The organism is Streptomyces sp. PA03-6a (assembly GCF_033792765.1).
Lineage (GTDB): Bacteria > Actinomycetota > Actinomycetes > Streptomycetales > Streptomycetaceae > Actinacidiphila.
In genome coordinates, this window is sequence record NZ_JARAVK010000061.1 from 1 (window position 1) to 21866 (window position 21866).

At 74.2% G+C, this 21866-nt stretch carries 18 protein-coding genes; 14 read left to right on the forward strand and 4 right to left on the reverse strand.

Annotated features, from left to right (window positions below; all coding sequences use genetic code 11):
• On the forward strand, nucleotides 1-1321 hold a 1321-nt coding region (locus tag PV350_RS16935), incomplete at its 5' end, for an endonuclease/exonuclease/phosphatase family protein (RefSeq protein ID WP_500334608.1).
• Between the two features lie 36 nt (nucleotides 1322-1357).
• Here the strand turns inward: PV350_RS16935 and PV350_RS16940 are convergent.
• Nucleotides 1358-3199, reverse strand: coding sequence for a bifunctional serine/threonine-protein kinase/glutamate ABC transporter substrate-binding protein (locus PV350_RS16940; protein ID WP_499514404.1), 1842 nt, complete (start codon nucleotides 3197-3199; stop codon nucleotides 1358-1360).
• Between the two features lie 124 nt (nucleotides 3200-3323).
• Entirely contained in the window at nucleotides 3324-4307 is a 984-nt protein-coding gene (locus PV350_RS16945) for a TAXI family TRAP transporter solute-binding subunit (protein WP_499514405.1), read from the reverse strand.
• Nucleotides 4308-4438: 131 nt separating this feature from the next.
• Between PV350_RS16945 and PV350_RS16950 the strand changes: the two genes are divergently transcribed.
• From PV350_RS16950 to PV350_RS16965, 4 genes are all read left to right on the forward strand, one after another.
• Nucleotides 4439-5326 carry an MBL fold metallo-hydrolase gene (locus tag PV350_RS16950; RefSeq protein WP_500334611.1) on the forward strand — a complete coding sequence of 296 codons (888 nt, stop codon included), beginning with the start codon at nucleotides 4439-4441 and terminating at the stop codon, nucleotides 5324-5326.
• Nucleotides 5327-5448: 122 nt separating this feature from the next.
• Nucleotides 5449-6939 (forward strand): tRNA (N6-isopentenyl adenosine(37)-C2)-methylthiotransferase MiaB, encoded by a 1491-nt coding sequence (gene miaB, locus PV350_RS16955; protein ID WP_499516966.1) that lies wholly within the window; start codon nucleotides 5449-5451, stop codon nucleotides 6937-6939.
• A 44-nt stretch (nucleotides 6940-6983) separates the two neighbouring features.
• Entirely contained in the window at nucleotides 6984-7313 is a 330-nt protein-coding gene (locus tag PV350_RS16960; protein ID WP_499514407.1) for a hypothetical protein, read from the forward strand.
• Between the two features lie 25 nt (nucleotides 7314-7338).
• A complete protein-coding gene (locus tag PV350_RS16965) occupies nucleotides 7339-8034 on the forward strand; it encodes a class III extradiol ring-cleavage dioxygenase family protein (RefSeq protein WP_500334613.1) in 696 nt (231 codons plus the stop codon).
• 30 nt (nucleotides 8035-8064) lie between these two features.
• On the opposite strand, the gene PV350_RS16970 is transcribed toward PV350_RS16965, so the two are convergent.
• Nucleotides 8065-8304: an antitoxin gene (locus tag PV350_RS16970; RefSeq protein WP_499514409.1), complete on the reverse strand. Its 240-nt coding sequence runs from the start codon at nucleotides 8302-8304 to the stop codon at nucleotides 8065-8067.
• 108 nt (nucleotides 8305-8412) lie between these two features.
• Here PV350_RS16970 and miaA point away from each other — a divergent pair, with 108 nt between their 5' ends.
• From miaA to hflX, 6 genes are all read left to right on the forward strand, one after another.
• The gene (miaA, locus tag PV350_RS16975) at nucleotides 8413-9354 is read left to right on the forward strand and encodes a tRNA (adenosine(37)-N6)-dimethylallyltransferase MiaA (RefSeq protein WP_500334615.1); all 942 of its coding nucleotides are present in this window, start codon (nucleotides 8413-8415) and stop codon (nucleotides 9352-9354) included.
• 99 nt (nucleotides 9355-9453) lie between these two features.
• A complete protein-coding gene (locus PV350_RS16980; RefSeq protein WP_499516967.1) occupies nucleotides 9454-9930 on the forward strand; it encodes a hypothetical protein in 477 nt (158 codons plus the stop codon).
• A gap of 16 nt (nucleotides 9931-9946) precedes the next feature.
• Nucleotides 9947-10825, forward strand: coding sequence for a diaminopimelate epimerase (gene dapF / locus PV350_RS16985; RefSeq protein WP_499514411.1), 879 nt, complete (start codon nucleotides 9947-9949; stop codon nucleotides 10823-10825).
• Between the two features lie 152 nt (nucleotides 10826-10977).
• Nucleotides 10978-13110: a RelA/SpoT family protein gene (locus PV350_RS16990; RefSeq protein WP_500334618.1), complete on the forward strand. Its 2133-nt coding sequence runs from the start codon at nucleotides 10978-10980 to the stop codon at nucleotides 13108-13110.
• Nucleotides 13111-13182: 72 nt separating this feature from the next.
• Nucleotides 13183-14667 (forward strand): M1 family metallopeptidase, encoded by a 1485-nt coding sequence (locus PV350_RS16995; RefSeq protein WP_499514413.1) that lies wholly within the window; start codon nucleotides 13183-13185, stop codon nucleotides 14665-14667.
• Between the two features lie 145 nt (nucleotides 14668-14812).
• Complete coding sequence (gene hflX, locus PV350_RS17000) at nucleotides 14813-16312, forward strand: GTPase HflX (RefSeq protein ID WP_499514414.1); 1500 nt, start codon at nucleotides 14813-14815, stop codon at nucleotides 16310-16312.
• Between the two features lie 69 nt (nucleotides 16313-16381).
• Here the strand turns inward: hflX and PV350_RS17005 are convergent, their stop codons facing one another.
• Nucleotides 16382-17557, reverse strand: a complete 1176-nt coding sequence (locus PV350_RS17005) for a trypsin-like serine peptidase (protein ID WP_500334621.1) — start codon at nucleotides 17555-17557, stop codon at nucleotides 16382-16384.
• Between the two features lie 203 nt (nucleotides 17558-17760).
• Here PV350_RS17005 and PV350_RS17010 point away from each other — a divergent pair, with 203 nt between their 5' ends.
• The 3 genes from PV350_RS17010 (at nucleotide 17761) to PV350_RS17020 (ending at nucleotide 21847) form a co-directional block, all read left to right on the forward strand.
• Entirely contained in the window at nucleotides 17761-19143 is a 1383-nt protein-coding gene (locus PV350_RS17010) for a diaminobutyrate--2-oxoglutarate transaminase family protein (protein ID WP_500334635.1), read from the forward strand.
• Between the two features lie 67 nt (nucleotides 19144-19210).
• Nucleotides 19211-21076: an IucA/IucC family protein gene (locus PV350_RS17015; RefSeq protein ID WP_500334623.1), complete on the forward strand. Its 1866-nt coding sequence runs from the start codon at nucleotides 19211-19213 to the stop codon at nucleotides 21074-21076.
• 21 nt (nucleotides 21077-21097) lie between these two features.
• The gene (locus PV350_RS17020; RefSeq protein ID WP_499514417.1) at nucleotides 21098-21847 is read left to right on the forward strand and encodes a GNAT family N-acetyltransferase; all 750 of its coding nucleotides are present in this window, start codon (nucleotides 21098-21100) and stop codon (nucleotides 21845-21847) included.
• Nucleotides 21848-21866 lie beyond the last annotated feature (19 nt).

The following is a 21866-nucleotide window of genomic DNA, read 5'->3' on the forward strand; positions in this document are numbered from 1 at the left end:
CGCCGGGGCCCACGCCCTCGGCGTGGACCCCGGCGCGTGCGTGGCCGTCGAGGACACCCCGACCGGTGTCGCCTCCGCCGAGGCCGCCGGCTGCCGCGTGCTGGCCGTGCCCTCCCTGGCGCCCATCGCCCCCGCCGCCGGACGCGCGGTGCTCGGCAGCCTGGAACGGGCCGACGTCTCCGTGCTGCGGGCCCTGGTCGCGCGGCCCCCGTCCTTCCTCGTACCCGCCTTCACCAGCCGCCGCGCCCGCGTCGGCGAGCCGTTCCGCGCCACCGTCGCCGGGCTCCTGCGCGGCGCCCCCGTCACGTACGCCGGGACCGCGGGCCCCGACTGGGCGCGGGTCTCCGCCGACGGCACCGTCACCGGCACCCCCGACGCACCCGGCGACGCGGAGGTCGCCGTCACCGCCACGGACGCCGACGGCCGCTCCGCCACCGTCACCGTGCGTGTGCCGGTCGTCGCGGCGGGCGAACCCGTCGTGCGCGAGCTGCGCGTCATGAGCTGGAACCTGTGGCTCGGCGGCACCCGCGTCGACGACCACCGGGACAAGCAGCTGCGCGTGCTGCTGGAAGCCGACGTGGACGTCGTCGGCCTGCAGGAGACACGGACGCACTCCGCCAAGGAACTGGCCGAGGCACTGGGCTGGGACCACCACCAGGCGGGCGACAACCTCGGCGTCATCAGCCGCTACCCGATCGTCTCCCGCCACGGCCTGCCCGCGAGCCCGTTCTACGGCGGCCTCGGCGCCACCGTGCGGCTCGACGAGGGCCACGACGTCACGTTGTGGAGCGCGCACCTGAACTACACCCCGCACGGCCCCTACGACGCCCTCCACGACCGGCAGCCGGTCGAGGTGCTCGTCGAGCACGAGGCGGCCTCGGGACGCGTGGACCAGATCCGGGACATCCTGCACGACATGGCCGGCGACCTCGCCGCCCGCGACACCACCCCGGTCGTCCTCGTCGGCGACTTCAACGTCCCCTCCCACCTGGACTGGACCGCCGAGGCGGCGCCCCTGCACGGCGGGTACGGACCCGTGCCCTGGCCGGTCACCCTCGCCGCCGAGGCCGCCGGACTGCGCGACTCCTACCGCGAGGCCCACCCGGACCCCGTGCGCGAGCCCGGCACCACCTGGTCGCCCGTCACCCCCGAGCCCGAGCCGCAGGACCGGATCGACTACGTCCTGTACGCCGGGCGGGGTCTGCGGGTGCTGGACTCCATCACCCTGGTCACCGGGGAGCCCCGTCCCGAACCGGACGTGGCAGGCAACGCCTGGCCCTCCGACCACGCCGCCGTCGTCACCACCTTCGCCCTGTCCTGAAGGGGCGGGCCCGCGCGACCGACCGGTCGCGCGGGCTCAGCGGCACTCCTCCATGCTCTCGAACTCCGGCGGCCGCTGATCCGCCAGCTCCTGCGGGGTCAGCGGCTTGAGGTGCCTCTTGTACGACTCCCGCCAGGCACCGGAGGAGATCTGCTCCCTGATGGCGCTGCATATGGCGTGCTTCAGCGCGGGCTCGTCCTTGTGCAGCCCCACGCCGTACTCCTCGCTGCCGAACGGCGCTCCGAGCAGGCGGAGTTGCTTGCTGTGCTGCGCGCGGTAGCCGGCCAGGATGATGTCGTCCGTCGACACGGCGTCGACCCGGCCGGAGAGCAGTTCGTCGACGCACAGGCCGTACGAGGCGAGCTGCTCGGTCTTTATCAACGGGTACTGCGTGCGCAGCCGTTCGGCGGGCGTCGAGTCGGTGACCGTGCAGACCTTGTGGCCGAACAGGTCCTGCGTGCCGTGGACGGGAGATTCGTTGCGCACGAGGAAGTCCTGCGCGGCCTGGTAGTAGGGGCCTGCGAAGTCGACCTGCTTCTTGCGCTCCTCCGTGATCGAGTAGCTGGCCACTATCAGGTCGACCTGCCCGGTGCCCAGCCGGTACTCGCGGGACTGGGTGTTGACCACCGCGAACCGGACCTCCTTGAAGCCCAGTTCGCGGGCGATGGCCCAGGCCAGGTCGATGTCGAAGCCCTCGTAGCCGCCCTTGGCCGTGGCAGAAGCCTCGCTCAGGCCGGGCTGGTCCTCCTTGACGCCCACGAGCAGGTAGCCGCGTGCCCGGGCCGCCTGGACGGTCGGCGAATCGGAGAGGTCCGGCCCGGCGTCGCGCGACCGGTCGAAGACGAACCAGCCGGCCGCGGCCAGGACCGCGAGCGCGACCCCGCCCGCCGCCAGCGTGTACCAGCGTCGCCGGGAGGGGCGCGGTCGCGGGGGCTGCGGATCCTGCGGCGGGGTCACGGAGTCGGGAACCTGCTGTGCGGTGCCGCCGGACCCGTCCGTCCGCGTGGCGTCCGGGTCGTAGTCCGGGTAGACGCCGACCGGGAACTGCGGGGTCTCCTGCGCCACGTGCTGCAGCAACTGCTCGGTGCGCTCCGCCGACAGGCGCGCCCCCGGCTCCTTGACCAGCAGTCCGTCGATCAGCGGCCGCAGCGGCCCCGCGTGCGCCGTCGGCGGCACCTCGGCCGTACGGACGGCCTCCAGCACCTCGTACGGCGTCGGTCCGCGGAAGGGGGCCCGGCCCTCGACCATCTCGTAGAGCGTGACGCCCAGCGACCACAGGTCGGCGGCGGGCGTGGGCGGCAGCCGGTTGGCCAGCTCCGGTGCCAGGTACTGCGGGGTGCCGACGGTCTCGTGCACCCGCGTCACCTGGGCCGCGCCCTCGAAGGTCGCGATCCCGAAGTCCATGAGCACCGCCCGCCCGTCCCGGCGGAACAGGATGTTGTGCGGCTTCACGTCGCGGTGCAGCACCCCGGCCGCGTGCACCGCGCGCAGCCCGCGCAGCACCTCCAGGCCGATCCGTGCCGCCTGCAGCGCCGGGATCCGGCCCTGCTCGCGCAACTGGTCCGCCAGGGAGTGCGGGTTGACCTGCTCCATGACGATCCAGACCTGGCCGTCGGCCTCGATCACGTCGTGCACGGCGACCACGTGCTCGTGCCCGATCCGGGCGATGGCCTGCGCCTCCCGGCGCGCCCGCTCCACCCACTGGGCCTGCGTCTCCGGGTCCAGCGCGCCCCGGAACAGCAGCTCCTTGACGGCGACCTGACGGCCGAGCCGGTTGTCGTAGGCCTCCCACACCACGCCCATGCCACCGCGCCCCAACTGCCGGCGCAGCTCGTAGCGGCCGTCGACGAGGGTGTGCGGCATCCCCCCAGAACTCATGCGTGTGCCCCCATCGGTACGTGGTCCGCTACAGGTTAGGGGGCTCTGACGGGGATGAACATCGTCCCCGGGGCGGGGAACGATCACATGTCGGGCGGAATGGTCCGTACCGGTGCTGGATCGCCTAGGGCTTCACGGACCGGTAGTAGCGCTCGGCGCCGGCGTGCAGCCGCAACGGGTCGGTGAAGACCGCCGTCCGCAGGTCCATCAGCTGGGCGGCGTGCACCTCCTGACCGATCCGGTCACGGCTGTCGATCACCGTGCGGGTGAGGCGGTCCACCAGCCCGGTGTCCGTCCGGTCCGTGGTGATCAGCAGGTTGGCCACGGCGATCGTCTGCACCGCGCGGCCGCCTTGGACCATGGGGTACGCGTCGGCCGGCATGACCGCCTGCCGGTAGTACGTCGACTCGTCGCTCTCGGCGTGCAGCCTGGCCACCAGGTCGCCGAGCTGCACCAGCTTCACGTCGGTGGTCTCCGCCAGGTTCGCGATGGTCTTGGTCGGCAGTCCGCCCGACCAGAAGAACGCGTCCAGCTCCCCCTGGCGCAGCATCTCCGGCGCCCGGTCGATGCCGACCGTCCGGCGCCGCACGTCGCCCGGCTCCCCGAGCCCGGCCGCCTCGAGCAGCCGCTGCGCTATCAGGTTCACGCCGGAGCTGGGCTGGCCGATCCCCACCCGCAGCCCGCGCAGGTCCTTCGCCGACCTCACGGGCGAGTCGGCGGGCACCACGAGCTGCATGTAGTCGTCGTACAGCCGGGCGCAGGCACGCAGCCGCCCCGCGCCCGGGCCGTCGTAGTCGGCGACGGCGTCGGCCGCGGCGATCGCGAAATCGGCCTTGCCGGTCGCGACCCGCCGGACGTTGTCCACGGACCCCTCGGACCGCACCAGGCGCACCGGCACCCCGGGCAGGTCGGTGTGCAGGTAGGGCTGGAGCCGCTTCCCGTACGTGTCGTACACGCCGTTGCGCACACCGGTGGCGAAGTCGACCCGGTCCTTCGGGTACGACGGCCCGTCGGAGGGCAGCACCCACCACAGCAGCAGCGCGACCGACGCCGCCACCGCCAGCACGGCCTGCACGGCCCTGCGTCTGCCGATACGGGGGAACTCCATCCCCGCGATAGTGCCAGGCCCGGCGGCGCCGCGGCCAGCGCCGTCCTGCCGCGTCCGGATCCCGGACGTGACGGCCCGCCCCAGGGGGAACACTCGTCCCAGGGCGCACCCCGTACGAAGGGAGGCCCCGCATGGGACGCACGGTGAGCTGGACGGTGGGCGACCTCGTCGTGCACCGCGTCGACGAGACCACGCTGCCCGCGGCGACCGGACGGCGGCTGCTGCCCGCCGCGACCCCGCAGGTGGTGGCGGGAGCGCCGTGGCTGCGGCCGGACTTCACCGCCCCCGACGGCACGCTCCGGCTGGCCACCCACACCTTCGCCGTGGTGGCCGGCGGCCTGCGCGTCCTGGTGGACACCGGGATCGGCAACGGCAAGACCCGGTCCGACCCCGCGTGGCACCGGCTCGCCACCGACTACCCACGGAGGCTGGTGGAGGCGGGCTTCCCGCCGCACGCCGTGGACCTGGTGATCCTCACCCACCTGCACACCGACCACGTCGGCTGGAACACCCGTGACGACGGCGGCACCTGGGTGCCCGCCTTCCCCCGCGCCCGTTACCTGGTCTCCCGTGCCGAATGGGACCACTGGGCGGGCACGGACCTGGACGACGACCACCGGCAGGTCTTCCGCGACTCGGTGCTGCCGGTCCGCGACGCCGGACTGCTCGACCTGGCCGACGTCACCGACGCCCCCGTGGAGGCGGCCCCCGGCATCCGTCTCCTGGCGGTGCCCGGGCACACCCCGGGGCAGGTCGCGGTGGAGCTGAACGGCGCCGGGCGGTCCGCGCTGGTCACCGGCGACAGCTTCCACCACCCCGTGCAGATCGCCGACCCCGCGATCACCAGCACCGCCGACTCCGACGCGGCCCTGGCCGTACGCACCCGCCGCGCGCTGCTCACCGCGTACGCGGGTACGGGCACCCTGCTGCTCGGCACCCACTTCCCGCCGCCCACCGCGGGCACCGTCGTCCCGGGGGCGGGCGGCCACCGCCTCCTCGCCGAGCCACCCGGCACCTGATGCGGCGGGCGCCGCCCGGTGCCGTCCGCAGCCGTCCGCAGCCGTCCGCGCGGGGGCGGGCGCGGGCACGAGCGCGCGCGGCGCGCCCTTACCCTGGATGGGTGCAGCGTGAAGAGCAGGGTGTGAAGAGCTACGAGATCCGCACCTACGGGTGCCAGATGAACGTCCACGACTCCGAGCGGCTGGCGGGCCTCCTGGAGGCGGCCGGCTACGTCCGCGCGCCCAAGGACGAGGACGGCACGGTGTCCGCGGACGTCGTCGTCTTCAACACCTGCGCGGTCCGGGAGAACGCCGACAACCGCCTGTACGGCAACCTCGGCCGCCTGGCGCCGCAGAAGGCCGCCCGGCCGGGCATGCAGATCGCCGTCGGCGGCTGCCTGGCGCAGAAGGACCGGGACACGATCGTCAAGAAGGCCCCCTGGGTCGACGTCGTCTTCGGCACCCACAACATCGGCAGCCTCCCCGTGCTGCTGGAGCGAGCCAGGATCGCCGAAGAGGCGCAGGTCGAGATCGCCGAGTCGCTGGAGACCTTCCCGTCCACGCTGCCGACGCGGCGCGAGTCGGCCTACGCGGCGTGGGTGTCGATCTCGGTCGGCTGCAACAACACCTGCACCTTCTGCATCGTCCCCGCGCTGCGCGGCAAGGAGAAGGACCGCCGGCCCGGCGACATCCTCGCCGAGGTCGAGGCGCTGGTCGCCGAGGGCGTCACCGAGGTCACCCTGCTCGGCCAGAACGTCAACGCCTACGGCTCCGACATCGGCGACCGCGAGGCCTTCAGCAAACTGCTGCGCGCCTGCGGGAAGATCGAGGGCCTGGAGCGGGTCCGCTTCACCTCGCCCCATCCGCGCGACTTCACCGACGACGTGATCGCGGCCATGGCCGAGACCCCGAACGTGATGCACCAGCTGCACATGCCGCTGCAGTCCGGCTCCGACGCCGTGCTGCGCGCGATGCGCCGCTCGTACCGGCAGGACCGCTACCTCGGCATCATCGAGAAGGTGCGCGCGGCCATGCCGGACGCCGCCATCTCCACCGACATCATCGTGGGCTTCCCCGGCGAGACCGAGGAGGACTTCGCGCAGACGCTGCACGTGGTCCGCGAGGCGCGCTTCGCGCAGGCCTTCACCTTCCAGTACTCCAAGCGCCCGGGCACGCCCGCCGCCGAGATGGAGGGGCAGGTGCCCAAGGCGGTCGTCCAGGAGCGCTACGAGCGGCTGGTCGCCCTGCAGGAGGAGATCTCCTGGGCCGAGAACAAGAAGCAGGTCGGCCGCGTCCTTGAGGTGCTGGTCGCCGAGGGCGAGGGCCGCAAGGACGACGCCACGCACCGCCTGTCCGGCCGCGCCCCCGACAACCGCCTGGTGCACTTCGCGCCGCCCGCCGAGCCCGTCCGCCCCGGCGACATGGTCATGGCGGAGATCACCTACGCCGCGCCGCACCACCTGCTCGCCGAGAGCCCGGCCTTCGGCGTCCGCCGCACTGCGGCGGGCGACGCCTGGGAGCGGCGTACCTCGGCCGCGGCGGCCAAGCCCGCGGGTGTCATGCTGGGCCTGCCGACGATCGGCGCGCCCGTTCCGGCAGCGGCGGCGGCCGCGCCGGGCTGCGGCTGCGACTGACGGAGCGGGGACCGCGAGGTCCGCGGAGACGAGGGGGGACACGGATGGCTCGTTGGGGGCTCTTCGCCGAGGAGACCGTGGGCAGCGGTGACGCCAGGCGCTGGGAGTTCGAGCTCCTCGGCCACGCCGAGGGCACGCGCGAGGAGGCGCTGGGCAAGCTGGAGGAGGCGGCGCTGGCCTACCGGCCCAGCAAGCCGTTCAGCGTGCGGCGCAGCTGGCTGTACCGCTCGGGGGAGGGGTTCGTCCAGGTCAACGAGGGTGTGACCACGACCTACATCTGCCGTTTCACGGTCGCCGAGCTGGTCCGCGACAGCAAGGACCCGAAGGTCGCCGCCACGGCCGAGCCCTGGGACCGCGTGCCCGAGGGCTTCTGAGACGGCGGACGGTAGGGTTCCGATCATGCTGGTCGCCGCCGCCGTCTGCCCCTGTCCGCCGCTGCTCGTGCCCGACGTCGCGTCGGGCGCGGCGCCGGAACTGGACCCGCTGCGCGCCGCCTGCGCCGACGCGTTGGCCGTGCTGGCCGCCGCGCGTGCCGATCTGCTGGTCGTGGTGGGTGCCGCGGACTCCGCGCACGTCTGGGAAGGCGGCGGTACGGGCTCGCTGCGCCCGTTCGGCGTCAACCTGACGGTGCGGCTCGGCGACGGCAGAGACCCCGAGCCCCTGGCCCCGTCACTGACGCTCGCGGCCTGGCTCCTGACGCAGGCGGGCTCCGCCGCGCCCCTGCACGCCTGCGCCGTGCCCGCGCACGCGCCGGCGGCCAGGATGCTGGAGCTGGGACAGGGACTGGCGGGACTGGCCGACCGGGTGACGCTGCTGGTCATGGGCGACGGGACCACGTCCCGCACGCTCAAGGCTCCCGGCTACCTCGACGAGCGGGCCGAGCCCTTCGACGCCTCCGTGGCGCGCGCCCTCGGTGCCGCCGACACCGGGGCGCTGGCGGCCCTGGACGCACGCCTCGCCACCGATCTGGGGGCGGCCGGCCGCGCCCCCTGGCAGGTCCTGGCCGGCGCCGCGGACGGCGCCGGGCTCCACGGACAGCTGCTGTACGACCAGGCGCCCTACGGCGTCGGCTACTTCGTGGCGGCCTGGTCCTAGACCGGCCGGTCCCCGGGGTCCGGGACGTCCTCAGGGCGTGCCCTTGGAGCCGCCCTCCTTGAGGTGCTCCATGGCGTCCTTCGTCTTGTCCACACCCTTGTGGATCTTCCCGCTGTACTTGTGCTTGGTCTTCTCGTCGACCGTGCGCGCGACCTTGTCCAGGCGGGAGCCGATCGACTCGCCGTGGTGCTCCATGAAGTCGCCGGCCTTGGCGCCGGCCCTGGCCTTGGCGTGCTCGGCCTTGGCCTTCAGCGTGTCCTTGAAGCTCATGCGTCACCGTCTCCCGTGGATGCCTTTGCCGGAAATGACCCCTTTCCCGTAAAGATCTTACTCGTCCATGGGTAAATCCGCGCCGCCGGAATTTGCGAAACTGTGCACGTGAGAATCGACGTCCCCCACGTGATCGCCGTCGTCGGCCCCACCGCGGCCGGCAAGTCCGACCTCGGAGTCGCCCTTGCCCAGGCCCTCGACGGCGAGGTGGTCAACGCGGATTCCATGCAGCTGTACCGCGGCATGGACATCGGCACCGCCAAGCTCACCGAGGACGAGCGGCAGGGCGTGCCGCACCACCTGCTCGACATGTGGGACGTCACCCAGGCCGCCAGCGTCGCCGAGTACCAGCGCCTCGCCCGCGCCGAGATCGACCGGCTGCTGGCCGCCGGCCGCACGCCCGTGCTCGTCGGCGGCTCGGGGCTCTACGTGCGCGCCGCCATCGACGCCCTGGAGTTCCCCGGCACCGACCCGCAGGTGCGCGCCCGGCTGGAGGCCGAGCTCGACACGCTCGGCTCCGGCCCGCTGCACGCCCGCCTGGCCGCCGTGGACCCGGAGGCGGCCCGCGCGATCCTGCCCGGCAACGGCCGGCGGATCGTCCGCGCGCTGGAGGTCGTGGAGATCACCGGCCGCCCCTTCACGGCCAACCTGCCCGGGCACGACTCGGTGTACGACACCGTCCAGATCGGCGTCGACGTCCCCCGCCCGGAGCTCGACGAACGCATCACGCTGCGGGTCGACCGCATGTGGGAGGCCGGACTGGTCGGCGAGGTGGCCGCCCTGGAGACGGCCGGCCTGCGCGAGGGGCGCACGGCCTCCCGGGCGCTCGGCTACCAGCAGGTGCTGGCCGCGCTGGCCGGGGAGTGCACGGACGCGGAGGCGCGCGCCGAGACCGTCCGCGCCACCAAGCGCTTCGCGCGCCGGCAGGACTCGTGGTTCCGCCGGGACGGCCGGGTGCACTGGCTGGCGGGCCGCGGACAGGAACTGGTCGGCCAGGCGCTCGCCCTGCTCGGCCCCGCCCGGTCGGGCGGTCACAGCCTGATCACGTGATGGCATCGGGACGCCCCAGCGGCACTTGACGCCTCTTCGAGCGTGCCATCATCGAGCATCGGAGCTACGGTGTCGGACTTCTTGGGAGGGCGCGTGGCGATGGAAGCCGGCCCTCGCAACGGACCGCAGCCGGAACACACCGAGCGCACCTCTGGCGAGGAGCTCGAGCCGCGCGACCGGCTCGTGGTGGACGGCCCCCTGGAGGACCCGCTGGACGGGCAGACCCTCGCGGAGGAGGAGCAGTCCTTCCGCGAGCTGCGTCCCGAGCGGCGCCTGCGCGCGTGGCAGCTCGCCCCGATCGTCGCCCTCGGCGTGCTCGGCTCGCTCATGTTCGCCTTCCCGCTGGCCTTCGAGACCGGCGACGGCGGTGCCGTCGTCGCGATGCTCGGCCTCCTGCTGGGCTGCTGCTCCGCGGGCTGGGGGATCATGGCCGCCCGCCGGGTCGGCTACACCTGGCCGGGACTGCCGGCCCGCGGCTCCGGCCGCCGCCCGGACTGGCGCTTCGTGGCGCTGTACGCGGCGATCACGGTGGTGCTCACGCTGCTCGCCTTCTGGCGGGTCGCCCGTCTGCGCTGACCCGTAGACTCGGCGCATGACCAGCGCAGCACCGCAGGGCCTGCCCTTCCTCAAGGGGCACGGCACGGAGAACGACTTCGTGATCATCCCCGACCCCGACGGGGCCCTCGACCTGACCGCGGGGACCGTCGCGCGCCTGTGCGACCGCCGCGCCGGGATCGGCGGCGACGGGGTGCTGCGGGTCGTGCGGTCGGCGAAGCACCCGGAGGCCGCCGCCATGGCCGCCGAGGCCGAGTGGTTCATGGACTACCGCAACAGCGACGGCAGCATCGCGGAGATGTGCGGCAACGGCGTACGGGTCTTCGCCCACTACCTCCGGCGCGCCGGTCTCACCGGTGCCGGGGACGTCGCCGTGGCGACCCGCGCCGGCGTGCGCCGGGTGCACATCGACAAGGACGGCGACATCACCGTCGACATGGGCCGCGCCGCGCTTCCCGCCGGCGAGGTCGAGGTGGCGGTCGGCGAGCGCAGCTGGCCCGCCCGCAACGTGAACATGGGCAACCCGCACGCCGTCGCCTTCGTCGACGACCTCGCCGACGCCGGCAAGCTGCTGGACCCCCCGGCCCACACGCCTGCCGCGGCCTACCCGGACGGTGTGAACGTGGAGTTCGTCGTCGACCGGGGTGAGCGCCACGTCGCCATGCGGGTCCACGAGCGAGGCTCCGGCGAGACCCGTTCCTGCGGCACCGGGGCCTGCGCCGTCATGGTCGCCGCGGCCCGGCGCGATGGCCGCGACCCGGCCGTCACCGGCCGTCCCGAGACGTACCGCGTCGACCTGCCGGGCGGCACCCTGGTGATCACCGAACGTCCCGACGGCACCGTCGAGATGACCGGTCCCGCCGTGATCGTCGCCGAGGGCGTCATCGATCCGGCCTGGCTCGGCGACGGCGGCTGAGGATACCCGCTCCGAGGGCCCGGTATTCGCTCGAACGGGTGATGCCGATCACGCTGGGCGAGAGCGTGGCAGCGGCACGTGATGGGCTCGGTAGCATCAAGCACCGGCACGGAAGCCATCCCGCCGGTGGGTGACGCTGCCGGAGGTGCCGCATGAGACCGGACAACGCAGTGGAGACCGCCCCGGGCGCCGCAGGACGCAGGCGCATCCCCCGGGCCGCGGACCTGCGCCGGCTGGGACGCGCCGCCCTGCTGGGCCCCGGCGGCCGCGCCGGCCGGCTGCCGGAGTCCATCGAGCACATCGCCAAGGTGCACCGCGCCCGACATCCCGGCGCGGACCTCGCCATCCTGCACACCGCGTACGTGCTCGCCGAGTCCTCGCACCGCGGCCAGATGCGCAAGAGCGGGGAGCCGTACATCACACACCCGCTCGCCGTGACCCTGATCCTCGCCGAACTCGGCGCGGAGACCACGACGTTGACCGCGTCGCTGCTCCACGACACCGTCGAGGACACCGATGTGACGCTCGATCAGGTGAGGGAGGAGTTCGGCGAGGAGGTCCGCTTCCTCGTCGACGGCGTCACCAAGCTGGAGAAGGTGGACTACGGCGCCGCCGCCGAGCCCGAGACCTTCCGCAAGATGCTCGTCGCCACCGGCAACGACGTCCGCGTCATGTCCATCAAGCTCGCCGACCGGCTGCACAACATGCGCACCCTCGGCGTCATGCGCCCCGAGAAACAGGCCCGCATCGCGAAGGTCACCCGGGACGTGCTGATCCCGCTCGCCGAACGCCTCGGCGTCCAGGCGCTGAAGACCGAACTGGAGGACCTGGTCTTCGCCATCCTCCACCCCGAGGACTACCTCCGCACCACCGAACTCATCCTGGAGCACGCCGCCCTGCCCGATCCGCTGGGCGCAGTCGCCGAGGACGTCCGCAAGGTGCTCCGCGAGGCCGGCATCAGCTCCGAGGTCGAGGTACGGCCCCGGCACGTGGTGTCCGTGCACCGGGTCCGGCTCAAGCGCGGCGGCGCGCAGCCCGGCGGCAGCGACTTCGGGCGGGTGCTGATCCAGGTCGCCGAGGACGCCGACTGCTACGCCGTCCTCGGTGAACTGCACACCTGCTTCACCCCCGTCATCGCGGAGTTCAAGGACTTCATCGCGGCGCCCAAGTTCAACCTGTACCAGTCGCTGCACACCGCCATCCGCGACGGCGAGGGCCGCATCGCCGAAGTCCTCATCCGCACACGGCAGATGCACCACACCGCCGAGGCCGGGGTCATCGCGCTCGGCAACCCGTACGCCACCGCCGAGGCGGCGGAATCCGACGAGGGCGAGCGCGTCGACCCCACGCGCCCCGGCTGGCTGGCCCGGTTGCTGGAGTGGCAGCGCGAGGCCCCCGACCCGGACTTCTTCTGGAGCACCCTGCGCGACGAGCTCGCCCAGGACCGCGAGATCACCGTCTTCTCCGCCGACGGCGGCACCGTGGGCCTGCCCGACGGCGCCACCTGTACCGACGCCGCGTACGCGCTGCACGGTGAGGGCGCCCACTCCTGCGTCGGGGTGCGCGTCAACGGGCGGCTCGCGCCGCTCGGCACGGTCCTGCGGGACGGCGACACCGTCCAGCTCCTGATGGCCGAGGCCACGGACGGGGACGGGGAGGGGTACGGGCCGTCGCCCGAGTGGCTGGAGCACGCCCGCACCCCGGCCGCCCGGATCGCCATCGCCCGCTGGCTGGAGGCCCACCCGGCGGCCACCGCCGAGGAGGAGCCGGCCGCCCCCGCCGTCCGTACCGCCGCAACGGCCGCCCGCAGGGCCGCAGAACCGCTCGCGGACACCGACCCGCCCGGGACCGCCGTCCGCATGGCCCGCTGCTGCACGCCCGTGCCGCCCGACGGGATCACCGGCTTCCCCATCCGCGGCGGCACCGTCGCCGTGCACCGCAGCGAGTGTCCCGTCGCCGCGCGCATGGCCGCCTCGGGCCGCGCCAGGGTCGCCGTCCACTGGCGCTCCGACGCCCCCGTCACCGGCCACCGGGCCACCCTCTACGCCGAGGCGCTCGGCCGGCCCCGGCTGCTCGCCGACCTCACCGAGGTGATCGCCACCCAGGGCGTCGCCATCGTCTACGCCGCCGTGGAGCCGCCGCAGGAGCACCGCGTACGCCACACCTACACCGTCGAACTGCCCGACCCGGAAGCGCTGCCCGCCCTCATGCGCGCCATGCGCGCCGTCCCCGGTGTGTACGACGTGTACCGCGCCCAGGAGGCCGTGGCCGCCGCGCAGCCGTAGAGGAGTACCCGATCGGGTGGGGTGCTGACGTGCCGCCTTCGGGCGGGCACGGTGCGCTGATACCGGTATCCCATGATCGGATCCTTTGCGCGCCGTGCCACCGTCACCGCGGCGGCCGTGGTGGCGCTCACCGCGGCCGGACTGCCCGGCGACGCGACGCCCGCGGGGCTCGGTGACCGGCTCTACCCCGAACTCGGCAACCCCGGGTACGACGTCTACGACTACGACATCTCGTTCACCTACCGCGGCAACGACCGGCCCCTGGACACGGTGACCCGGGTCGACGCGCTCGCCACGGACACCCTCGACCGCTTCCACCTCGACTTCCGCGGCGACGTCCGTTCCGTCGAGGTCAACGGCCGCCGGGCGGCGTTCCGCACCTGGCGCGAGGAACTCGTCGTCACCCCCGCCTTCCCGGTACCGCGCGGCGACCGCCTGCGGGTGACCGTCGTCCACACCAGCGACCCCGCGGCCAAGGGCGACACCGGCTGGATCCGCACCAAGGACGGCCTGGCCATGGCCAACCAGGCAGCCGCCGCCCACACCGTCTTCCCCTGCAACGACCACCCCTCGGACAAGGCCCGCTTCGCCTTCCACGTCACCGCGCCGAACGACCTCACCGTCGTCGCAAACGGCCTGCCCGAGACGGCCGTCCGCAAGGGCCCCGTGACGACCTGGAACTACCGCACCGTCCACGTGATGGCCACCGAGCTCGCCCAGGTCTCCATCGGCCGCTCCGCGGTGCTGCGCCGCACCGGCCCCGGCGGCCTCCCGCTGCGCGACGTCGTCGGCTCCGCCGACCCCGACCGGGCCGAACTGGAGAAGCGCCTGGCGATGACCGCCGGGCAGATCGCGTGGATGGAGCAGCAGGTCGGTCCGTACCCCTTCGAGACGTACGGCATCCTCAGCGCCGACACCGTCACCGGCTTCGAGCTGGAGACCCAGACCCTCTCGCTCTTCGAGCGGCGGGTGCTGCTGTCCCGCGAGGCCGACGCGGCGCCGGTGATGGTGCACGAACTGGCCCACCAGTGGTTCGGCGACAGCGTCTCGCCCGCGACCTGGTCCGACCTGTGGCTCAACGAGGGGCACGCCACCTGGTACCAGTGGCGCTACGCCGCCGAGCACTACCACGAGCTCACGCTGGAGCAGCTCGCCAAGGCCGCATACGGCGCCGACGCGCGTCTGCGCCGCGACGGCGGCCCGGCCGCCGCCCCCAAGCCGCCCGGCGCCGACGGCAAGCTCGGCATCTTCCGCGGCAACGTCTACTACGGCGGAGCGCTCGTGCTGTACGCGCTGCGCCAGGAGATGGGCGCCGACGCCTTCCAGCGGCTGGAGCGGGCCTGGGTCGCCCGCCACCGCGACGGGGTCGCCTCCACCCGGGACTTCATCGCCCTCGCCTCCGAGGTCGCCGGCCGCGACCTGGGCGGCTTCCTCGGCGCCTGGCTCTACGGCCCGACCACGCCCCCGATGCCCGGCCACCCCGACTGGAAGCGCTCCGTGCCCGCCAAACCGGTGCACGGTCCCGCGCACCGGCGCAAGGCGGGGAAAGTCGCGTGACCCGGCGGCGACGACCGTGCGACCATCTAGGTGCGGCGACGGCGGCGTGCCCGGGCCGGGGGAATCCTCCGGGTCCGTGCGGCGTTGTCTCCGTACGAGGGGCGGGAGCCCCCCGTTCCCGTCGATCTTCCGAGCAAAGGATCCAATGACCTCCTCTTCCTCCTCTTCTTCTGCCCGCAGCCGCCAGCGCCTCCCCGAGAGCCTTCGGGCCGACGCCCTGATGGAAGAGGACGTCGCCTGGAGTCACGAGATCGACGGAGAGCGTGACGGCGACCAGTTCGACCGCTCCGAGCGAGCGTCGCTGCGCCGCGTCGCGGGCCTCTCCACCGAGCTCGAGGACATCACCGAGGTCGAGTACCGCCAGCTCCGCCTGGAGCGGGTCGTGCTCGTCGGGGTGTGGACGGACGGCACGGTCCAGGACGCCGAGAACTCCCTCGCGGAGCTCGCCGCCCTCGCCGAGACCGCCGGCGCCCTCGTCCTGGACGGTGTCATCCAGCGCCGTGACAAACCGGACCCGGCCACCTACATCGGTTCCGGCAAGGCCCAGGAGCTGCGCGACATCGTCATGGAGAGCGGTGCGGACACCGTGGTCTGCGACGGTGAACTCAGCCCCGGCCAGCTCATCCACCTCGAGGACGTCGTCAAGGTCAAGGTCGTCGACCGCACCGCGCTGATCCTCGACATCTTCGCCCAGCACGCCAAGAGCCGTGAGGGCAAGGCCCAGGTCTCGCTCGCGCAGATGCAGTACATGCTGCCGCGGCTGCGAGGCTGGGGTCAGTCGCTGTCCCGGCAGATGGGTGGCGGTGGCGCCGGCTCCTCGGGCGGCGGCATGGCGACCCGTGGTCCCGGTGAGACCAAGATCGAGACCGACCGGCGGCGCATCCGCGAGAAGATGGCCAAGATGCGCCGGGAGATCGCGGAGATGAAGACCAGCCGCGACCTGAAGCGCCAGGAGCGCAAGCGCCACAAGGTGCCCTCGGTGGCGATCGCCGGATACACCAACGCCGGCAAGTCCTCGCTGCTCAACCGGCTCACCGGCGCGGGCGTCCTGGTGGAGAACGCGCTGTTCGCCACCCTGGACCCGACCGTGCGCCGGGCGGAGACCCCGAGCGGCCGGCTCTACACCCTGGCCGACACCGTCGGTTTTGTGCGGCACCTGCCGCACCACCTGGTCGAGGCGTTCCGCTCCACCATGGAGGAGGTCGCCGAGGCCGACCTCATCCTGCACGTGGTGGACGGCTCGCACCCCAACCCGGACGAGCAGCTCGCCGCCGTGCGCGAGGTCTTCCGCGACGTCGGCGCGCTGGACGTGCCGGAGATCGTGGTGATCAACAAGGCGGACGCCGCCGACCCGGTGGTGCTGCAGTCCCTGCTGCGCCGCGAGAGGCACGCCATCGCCGTCTCCGCCCGCACCGGGCGGGGCATCGCGGAGCTGCTCGCCATGATCGACGACGAGCTGCCGCGGCCCGCCGTCGAGATCGAGGCCCTGGTGCCGTACACGCGCGGTGCGCTCGTCGCCCGCGTCCACGCGGACGGCGAGGTGCTCTCCGAGGAGCACACCGGCGAGGGCACCCTGCTCAAGGCGCGGGTGCACGACGAGCTCGCGGCGGAGCTCGAGCCGTTCGCGCTGGTCGCGCGCCGCTAGGCGGTACGCACGTACGAGGAGGGCCCGCCCCCGGCCGGGGGCGGGCCCTCCTCGTGTCCGGCGGCGGTGTCAGCCGCGGATCGCGTCGAAGACCTCCTCGGCCTCCGAGCCCAGGTGCGGTCCGGCCAGCCAGCGCGGACTGTCCTGCGGACCGATGGAGGTGTTGCTGACCAGGGCCGGCTTCCCGCCGGGCCCCCGGGCGAACCAGCCGCCGCCGGAGGAGCCCGCCGTCATGGTGCAGCCGAGCCAGTGCATGGTCGGCGCCCCCGGGTCCAGGGCGAGGCGGACCGGGTCGCCCGAGCAGTGGTACTGCTGGTAGCCGAAGCCGTCGAAGGGGGCCGCGGCGGGGTAGCCGCGGATGTCCATGGAGTCGATGCCGGCCGAGGTGGGCGCGTCGAACCAGACCGGCACCGACGCCCCGACCGTCTCCTCCAGCGACGTGCCGGAGTCCGGGTTGGTCACCTTCAGCACCGCGAAGTCGTAGGGGTAGGCGGAACTCGTCTCCGAGGACTCCCCGCCCCCGTCGATCCACTGCTGGGAGGTCCCCGCCTTCGTCGCCCACCACGTGCCGTAGGGGGCGAGCTGCTCCTTGGTGGCGCTCCGCAGCGCGGCGCCGCTCAGGCCCGTGTCGTTGAAGGACGGAACGAAGACGATGTTGCGGTACCAGCCGCCCCGGGCGCCCGCGTGCACGCAGTGCCCCGCCGTCCACACCAGGTTGCTGCGGCCCGGGTTGGCCGGGTCGCCGACCACGGTCGCCGAGCAGACCGCCTGGCCGTCGGGCATGTCGAAGAGCAGCTTGCCCGTCGCCGGGGAGGCCTGGTGGTACGGGGTCGAAAGGCGCTGCGCCCGGATCGCGGCGGGCTCGCGGTCGGTGGTGCCGTCGTCCACCCGCCCCAGGTCGGGCCGTTGCTCGTCGTCCGGGGTCCCGTCGGCGTTGCGGAGCCGGTCGGCGTCCCAGAGGTCCTTGATGATGGGATTGATGAAGTCGGCCGCGTCGCGCAGCCACTTGTCCTTGTCCCAGTCCTTCCAGCCGCCGTTCTTCAGTGCGTCGGCCCACTGGTCGAGGTCGTCGAGGCTGGTCGGGAGGGCCGTCGGCAGTTGGAGGCCGTCGTCACCGGCCGTCGCGCTGGGTGTCGGGCTCGGCTTGGCGTCGGCGTTGTCGTCGGACGGGCCGCAGGCGGTCGCGGTCACGGCGAGCAGGGCCGCGGCGACGGCGGCCACGGCCAACCGGCTTATCGGTGCCATGGGTTGTGGTCCCCCTGTTGTGAACATGTCGTCTGCCCGCTCAAGGGCAACCCCTCACTGTGCCCTCGAAGGGAGGACGGCGGGCGCCGCACCCGCGGTTCCTCGCCAGGATCTCGGCCCGAGACAGTTGCCGGTAAGCGCGTGCGTCGTTGGTAGCTCCGGGGACGGAGCAGCCGACACCGAGGAGTGAGCACGTGGCCGCCATGCCGAGCGCCAGGAGCCGACCGGCGGTGCACGAGGGCGGGTTCGACGACACCGAGGGCATCCTGCGGCGTCAGTCGGCGCGCGAGTCCGCCGCCCGCACCTACGCCCGCTCGCTGCCCGTCGTCCCCGTGCGCGCCCGCGGCATGACCGTCGAGGGCGCCGACGGCCGCCGCTACCTCGACTGCCTCTCCGGCGCCGGCACCCTCGCCCTCGGCCACAACCACCCCGTCGTCCTGGAGGCCATCCGCGCCGTCCTCGACTCCGGTGCCCCGCTCCACGTGCTGGACCTCGCCACCCCCGTCAAGGACGCCTTCACCACCGCGCTCTTCGATACCCTGCCGCGCGAACTCGCCGACCACGGACGCATCCAGTTCTGCGGCCCGGCCGGCACCGACGCGGTCGAGGCCGCCCTCAAGCTCGTCCGCACCGCCACCGGCCGCAGCGGACTGCTCGCCTTCTCCGGCGGCTACCACGGCATGACCGCCGCCGCCCTCGCCGCCACCGGGGACATCGCCGTGCGGGGCGCGGCCGGCGCCGCCGACGCCCGGATCACCCGGCTCCCCTACCCGTACGACTACCGCTGCCCGTTCGGCGTCGGCGGGGAACACGGCGCCGAACTCTCCGCCCGCCTGACGGAGAACCTGCTCGACGACCCCAAGGGCGGCATCCAGCCCCCCGCGGGCATGCTCCTCGAACCCGTCCAGGGCGAGGGCGGTGTCATCCCCGCCCCCGACACCTGGCTGCGGCGGATGCGCGACCTCACCGCGGCCCGCGGCATCCCGCTCATCGCCGACGAGGTGCAGACCGGCGTGGGGCGCACGGGGACCTTCTGGGCCGTCGAGCACAGCGGCGTCGTCCCGGACGTGATGGTGCTGTCCAAGGCGATCGGCGGCAGCCTCCCGCTCGCCGTCATCGTCTACCGCGAGGAACTCGACTCCTGGCAGCCCGGCGCCCACGCGGGCACCTTCCGCGGCAACCAGCTCGCCATGGCCGCGGGCACCGCCACCCTCGCCTACGTGCGGCGCAACGGCCTCGCCGAGCGCGCCGCCGAGCTCGGTGCCCGGATGCTCGCCCGGCTGCGGGCCCTGGCCGCGGAACACCCCTGCGTCGGCGACGTCCGCGGCCGCGGCCTCATGCTGGGCGTCGAACTCGTCGACCCGGACGCCGCCCCCGGCCCACGGGGCGTCCCCCCGACCGCGCCCCGCCTCGCGGCGGCCGTCCGGCGGGCCGCCCTCGACCGCGGCCTCATCGTCGAACTCGGCGGCCGCGACGCCGCCGTGATCCGGCTGCTGCCCCCGCTGACGATCACCGAAGAACAGTCAGAAGCCGTCCTCGACCGCCTCGCCGACGCCCTCGTCGCGGCGACCGCGGTCCGGGCGTGACCTCGTGCCCACCGGCCCCGCCCCGCGGCGGACCGCACCGGGCGCCGACCCCTCACGGAGCGAAGCGATGACCGTACGTCCCGGCGACGAAGCCACCGTGGCAGCCGTCCCCCAGCAGCGCGCCGCCACGGCCGAACTGCCGGGCCGGGCCGAACCGCCGGCCCACGCCGGGCTGCCCGGACCGTCCGCCCCGTCGTCCGGCGACGACCCGCTGGAGCAGGCGGATCCGTGGGCCGCCGCCGACGCGGCCGGCACGGAGGCCCTGCTGCGCTGCTGGGTCCGCGAGACGGGGCTGCCGCGGGAGCCGGACGGCCGCACCCTGCGCGTGCCGCTGCCCGCGAGCGGCGCGGAACTCCTCGTCCCGGTCCTGCACTGGTCGGCCGTCGGCCACCACCGCCTCGGCGCCCCGCGCCCCGCGGCAGGGGGCGCTCCGCTGGACGCCGTCACCCTCGCCGCGCTGCTCGCGCGGGAGGCCGCCGCGGCCGGCCCGGACGGGCCCGGCCTCGTCGCGCGGGTCGCCGACTCCGTACGCCAGACCGCCGCCTTCCTGTCCGCACGCCGCGCCCGCCCCGCCGCCCCCCGGGGAACCCACCCCTTCCTCGACGCCGAGCAGGCCCTCGTCCTGGGCCACCCGTTCCACCCCGCGCCCAAGGGCCGGGAAGGACTCACCGAGGCCGAGGCCGTGGTCTACGCCCCGGAAACGCGCGGGGCCTTCGCCCTGCACTGGCTGTCCGTGCACCGCTCGCTGCTGGCCACCGACTCCGCCTGGACCGAACGCGGCCGCCCGGTCCCCGCCGAGCACCTGCTGGCGGCCCTCGCCGGACCTGAACTCGCCCGGCGGCTCCCCGCCGGCACCGTGGCCCTGCCGCTCCACCCCTGGCAGGCCCGCGAGGTCGTCCACCGCCCGGCGGTGCGCGCACTGCTGGAGGCCGGGCTCCTCCACGACCTCGGCGCCGCGGGCGACCCCTGGCACCCCACGTCCTCGCTGCGCACGGTGTTCCGCCCGGGCGCCCCCGCGATGCTCAAGCTCTCGCTGGCCCTGCGGATCACCAACTCCCGCCGCGAGAACCTCCGCAAGGAACTCCACCGGGGCGTCGAGGTGCACCGGCTGCTCCGGGCCGGCCTCGCCGCGCGCTGGCACGCCGTGCACCCCGGGTTCGACATCGTCCGCGACCCCGCCTGGCTGGCGGTCGGCACCGCCGCCGGCGCCCCCGTACCCGGCCTCGACGTCGTCCTGCGGCACAACCCCTTCGGCCCCGGCGACGAGGTGCGCTGCCTCGCCGGGATCACGGCCCTGCGCCCCGCGCCGGACGGGGGCGCCCTGCGGTCCCGGCTCGGCGAACTGCTGGCCCGGCTCGCGTCGCGTACCGGTCGACCGGTGGCGGCCGTGGCCACCGAGTGGTTCCTGCGCTACCTGGACGCCGTGGTCCGGCCGGTGCTGTGGCTGGACGGCGAGGCGGGCATCGCCCTGGAGGCCCACCAGCAGAACACCCTGGTCGTCCTCGACGCCCACGGCTGGCCGGCCGGCGGCCGCTACCGCGACAACCAGGGCTACTACTTCCGCGAGTCCGCGCGCGCCGGGCTCACCGCCCTGCTGCCCGGGGCCGGCGGGAGCAGCGACACCTTCGTGGCCGACGCCGTGGCGGACGAGCGCTTCGCCTACTACCTCGGGGTCAACAACGTCCTCGGTCTGGTCGGCGCCCTGGGCTCCCAGCGCCTCGCCGACGAACGGGTGCTCCTCGCCGCCCTGCGCCGCTTCCTGGAGCAGGCCGCCCGCACCGGCCGCTCCGGCCTGCCCGCACGGCTGCTGGAGGAACCAGGGCTGCGCTGCAAGGCCAACCTCCTCACCCGGCTGCACGGGATGGACGAGCTGGCCGGCCCCGTCGACACCCAGTCCGTCTACGTCACCGTCCCCAACCCCCTCACCGCCTGACGAGAGGAGGCCGCGACCACCGTGGCGACCGCCGACCCCACCCGCGCCCCCGTGGGCGCGCCCGCGACCGCCGACCCCCGGGACCCCGGTGCCGGGAACGCCGACGACACCCTCGACCTGGAACTGCCGCCCGAGCTCCGCGCGCTCCTCGACGAGGACGTCACCGCCGACGACCGCGCCGGCGGCCCGGCCCCGCTCGACGACCTCCTCGACGGCGTCGCCGACTGGGGCCCGGTCGGCACCCCCGCGGGCACCTTCCAGCTCGTCCCCGTACGCCCCGAGCGCGACCTCCCGGTCATCACCCACTGGATGAACGACCCCGCCGTCGCGGAGTTCTGGGACCTCGCGGGCCGGCCCGAGGTCGCCGAGCGGCACCTGCGCGCCCAGCTCGACGGCGACGGGCGCAGCATGCCCTGCGTCGGGGTCCTCGACGGGGTGCCCATGAGCTACTGGGAGGTGTACCGCGCCGACCTCGACGCGGTGGCCCGCTTCTACCCGGCCCGCCCCCACGACACCGGGCTCCACCTGCTCATCGGTCCCGTCGCCGACCGGGCCCGCGGCCTCGGCGGCACCCTGCTGCGGGCCGTCGCCGACCACGCCCTGCGGCAGCGCCCCCGGTGCACCCGGGTGATCGCCGAGCCCGACCTGCGCAACACCCCGTCCGTGGCCGCCTTCCTCGCCGCGGGCTTCCGCTTCTCCGCGGAGGTCGAGCTGCCCGGCAAGCGGGCCGCGCTGCTGGTCCGCGACCGCGCGCTGCGTCACGTCCTGTGACCGGCCGCGCCGCGGGCGG

What these genes read in the sequence shown, in the direction of transcription:
- PV350_RS16980 (WP_499516967.1), top strand. Translation starts at nt 9,454, where the DNA reads ATGGAAGCCGGCCCTCGCAACGGACCGCAGCCGGAACACACCGAGCGC.
- PV350_RS16950 (WP_500334611.1), top strand. Translation starts at nt 4,439, where the DNA reads ATGGGACGCACGGTGAGCTGGACGGTGGGCGACCTCGTCGTGCACCGC.
- PV350_RS16965 (WP_500334613.1), top strand. Translation starts at nt 7,339, where the DNA reads ATGCTGGTCGCCGCCGCCGTCTGCCCCTGTCCGCCGCTGCTCGTGCCC.
- PV350_RS16945 (WP_499514405.1), bottom strand. Translation starts at nt 4,307, where the DNA reads ATGGAGTTCCCCCGTATCGGCAGACGCAGGGCCGTGCAGGCCGTGCTG.
- PV350_RS17015 (WP_500334623.1), top strand. Translation starts at nt 19,211, where the DNA reads ATGACCGTACGTCCCGGCGACGAAGCCACCGTGGCAGCCGTCCCCCAG.
- PV350_RS17010 (WP_500334635.1), top strand. Translation starts at nt 17,761, where the DNA reads ATGCCGAGCGCCAGGAGCCGACCGGCGGTGCACGAGGGCGGGTTCGAC.
- PV350_RS16940 (WP_499514404.1), bottom strand. Translation starts at nt 3,199, where the DNA reads ATGAGTTCTGGGGGGATGCCGCACACCCTCGTCGACGGCCGCTACGAG.
- PV350_RS16970 (WP_499514409.1), bottom strand. Translation starts at nt 8,304, where the DNA reads ATGAGCTTCAAGGACACGCTGAAGGCCAAGGCCGAGCACGCCAAGGCC.
- PV350_RS16960 (WP_499514407.1), top strand. Translation starts at nt 6,984, where the DNA reads ATGGCTCGTTGGGGGCTCTTCGCCGAGGAGACCGTGGGCAGCGGTGAC.
- PV350_RS16990 (WP_500334618.1), top strand. Translation starts at nt 10,978, where the DNA reads ATGAGACCGGACAACGCAGTGGAGACCGCCCCGGGCGCCGCAGGACGC.
- hflX (WP_499514414.1), top strand. Translation starts at nt 14,813, where the DNA reads ATGACCTCCTCTTCCTCCTCTTCTTCTGCCCGCAGCCGCCAGCGCCTC.
- PV350_RS16995 (WP_499514413.1), top strand. Translation starts at nt 13,183, where the DNA reads ATGATCGGATCCTTTGCGCGCCGTGCCACCGTCACCGCGGCGGCCGTG.
- PV350_RS17005 (WP_500334621.1), bottom strand. Translation starts at nt 17,557, where the DNA reads ATGGCACCGATAAGCCGGTTGGCCGTGGCCGCCGTCGCCGCGGCCCTG.
- dapF (WP_499514411.1), top strand. Translation starts at nt 9,947, where the DNA reads ATGACCAGCGCAGCACCGCAGGGCCTGCCCTTCCTCAAGGGGCACGGC.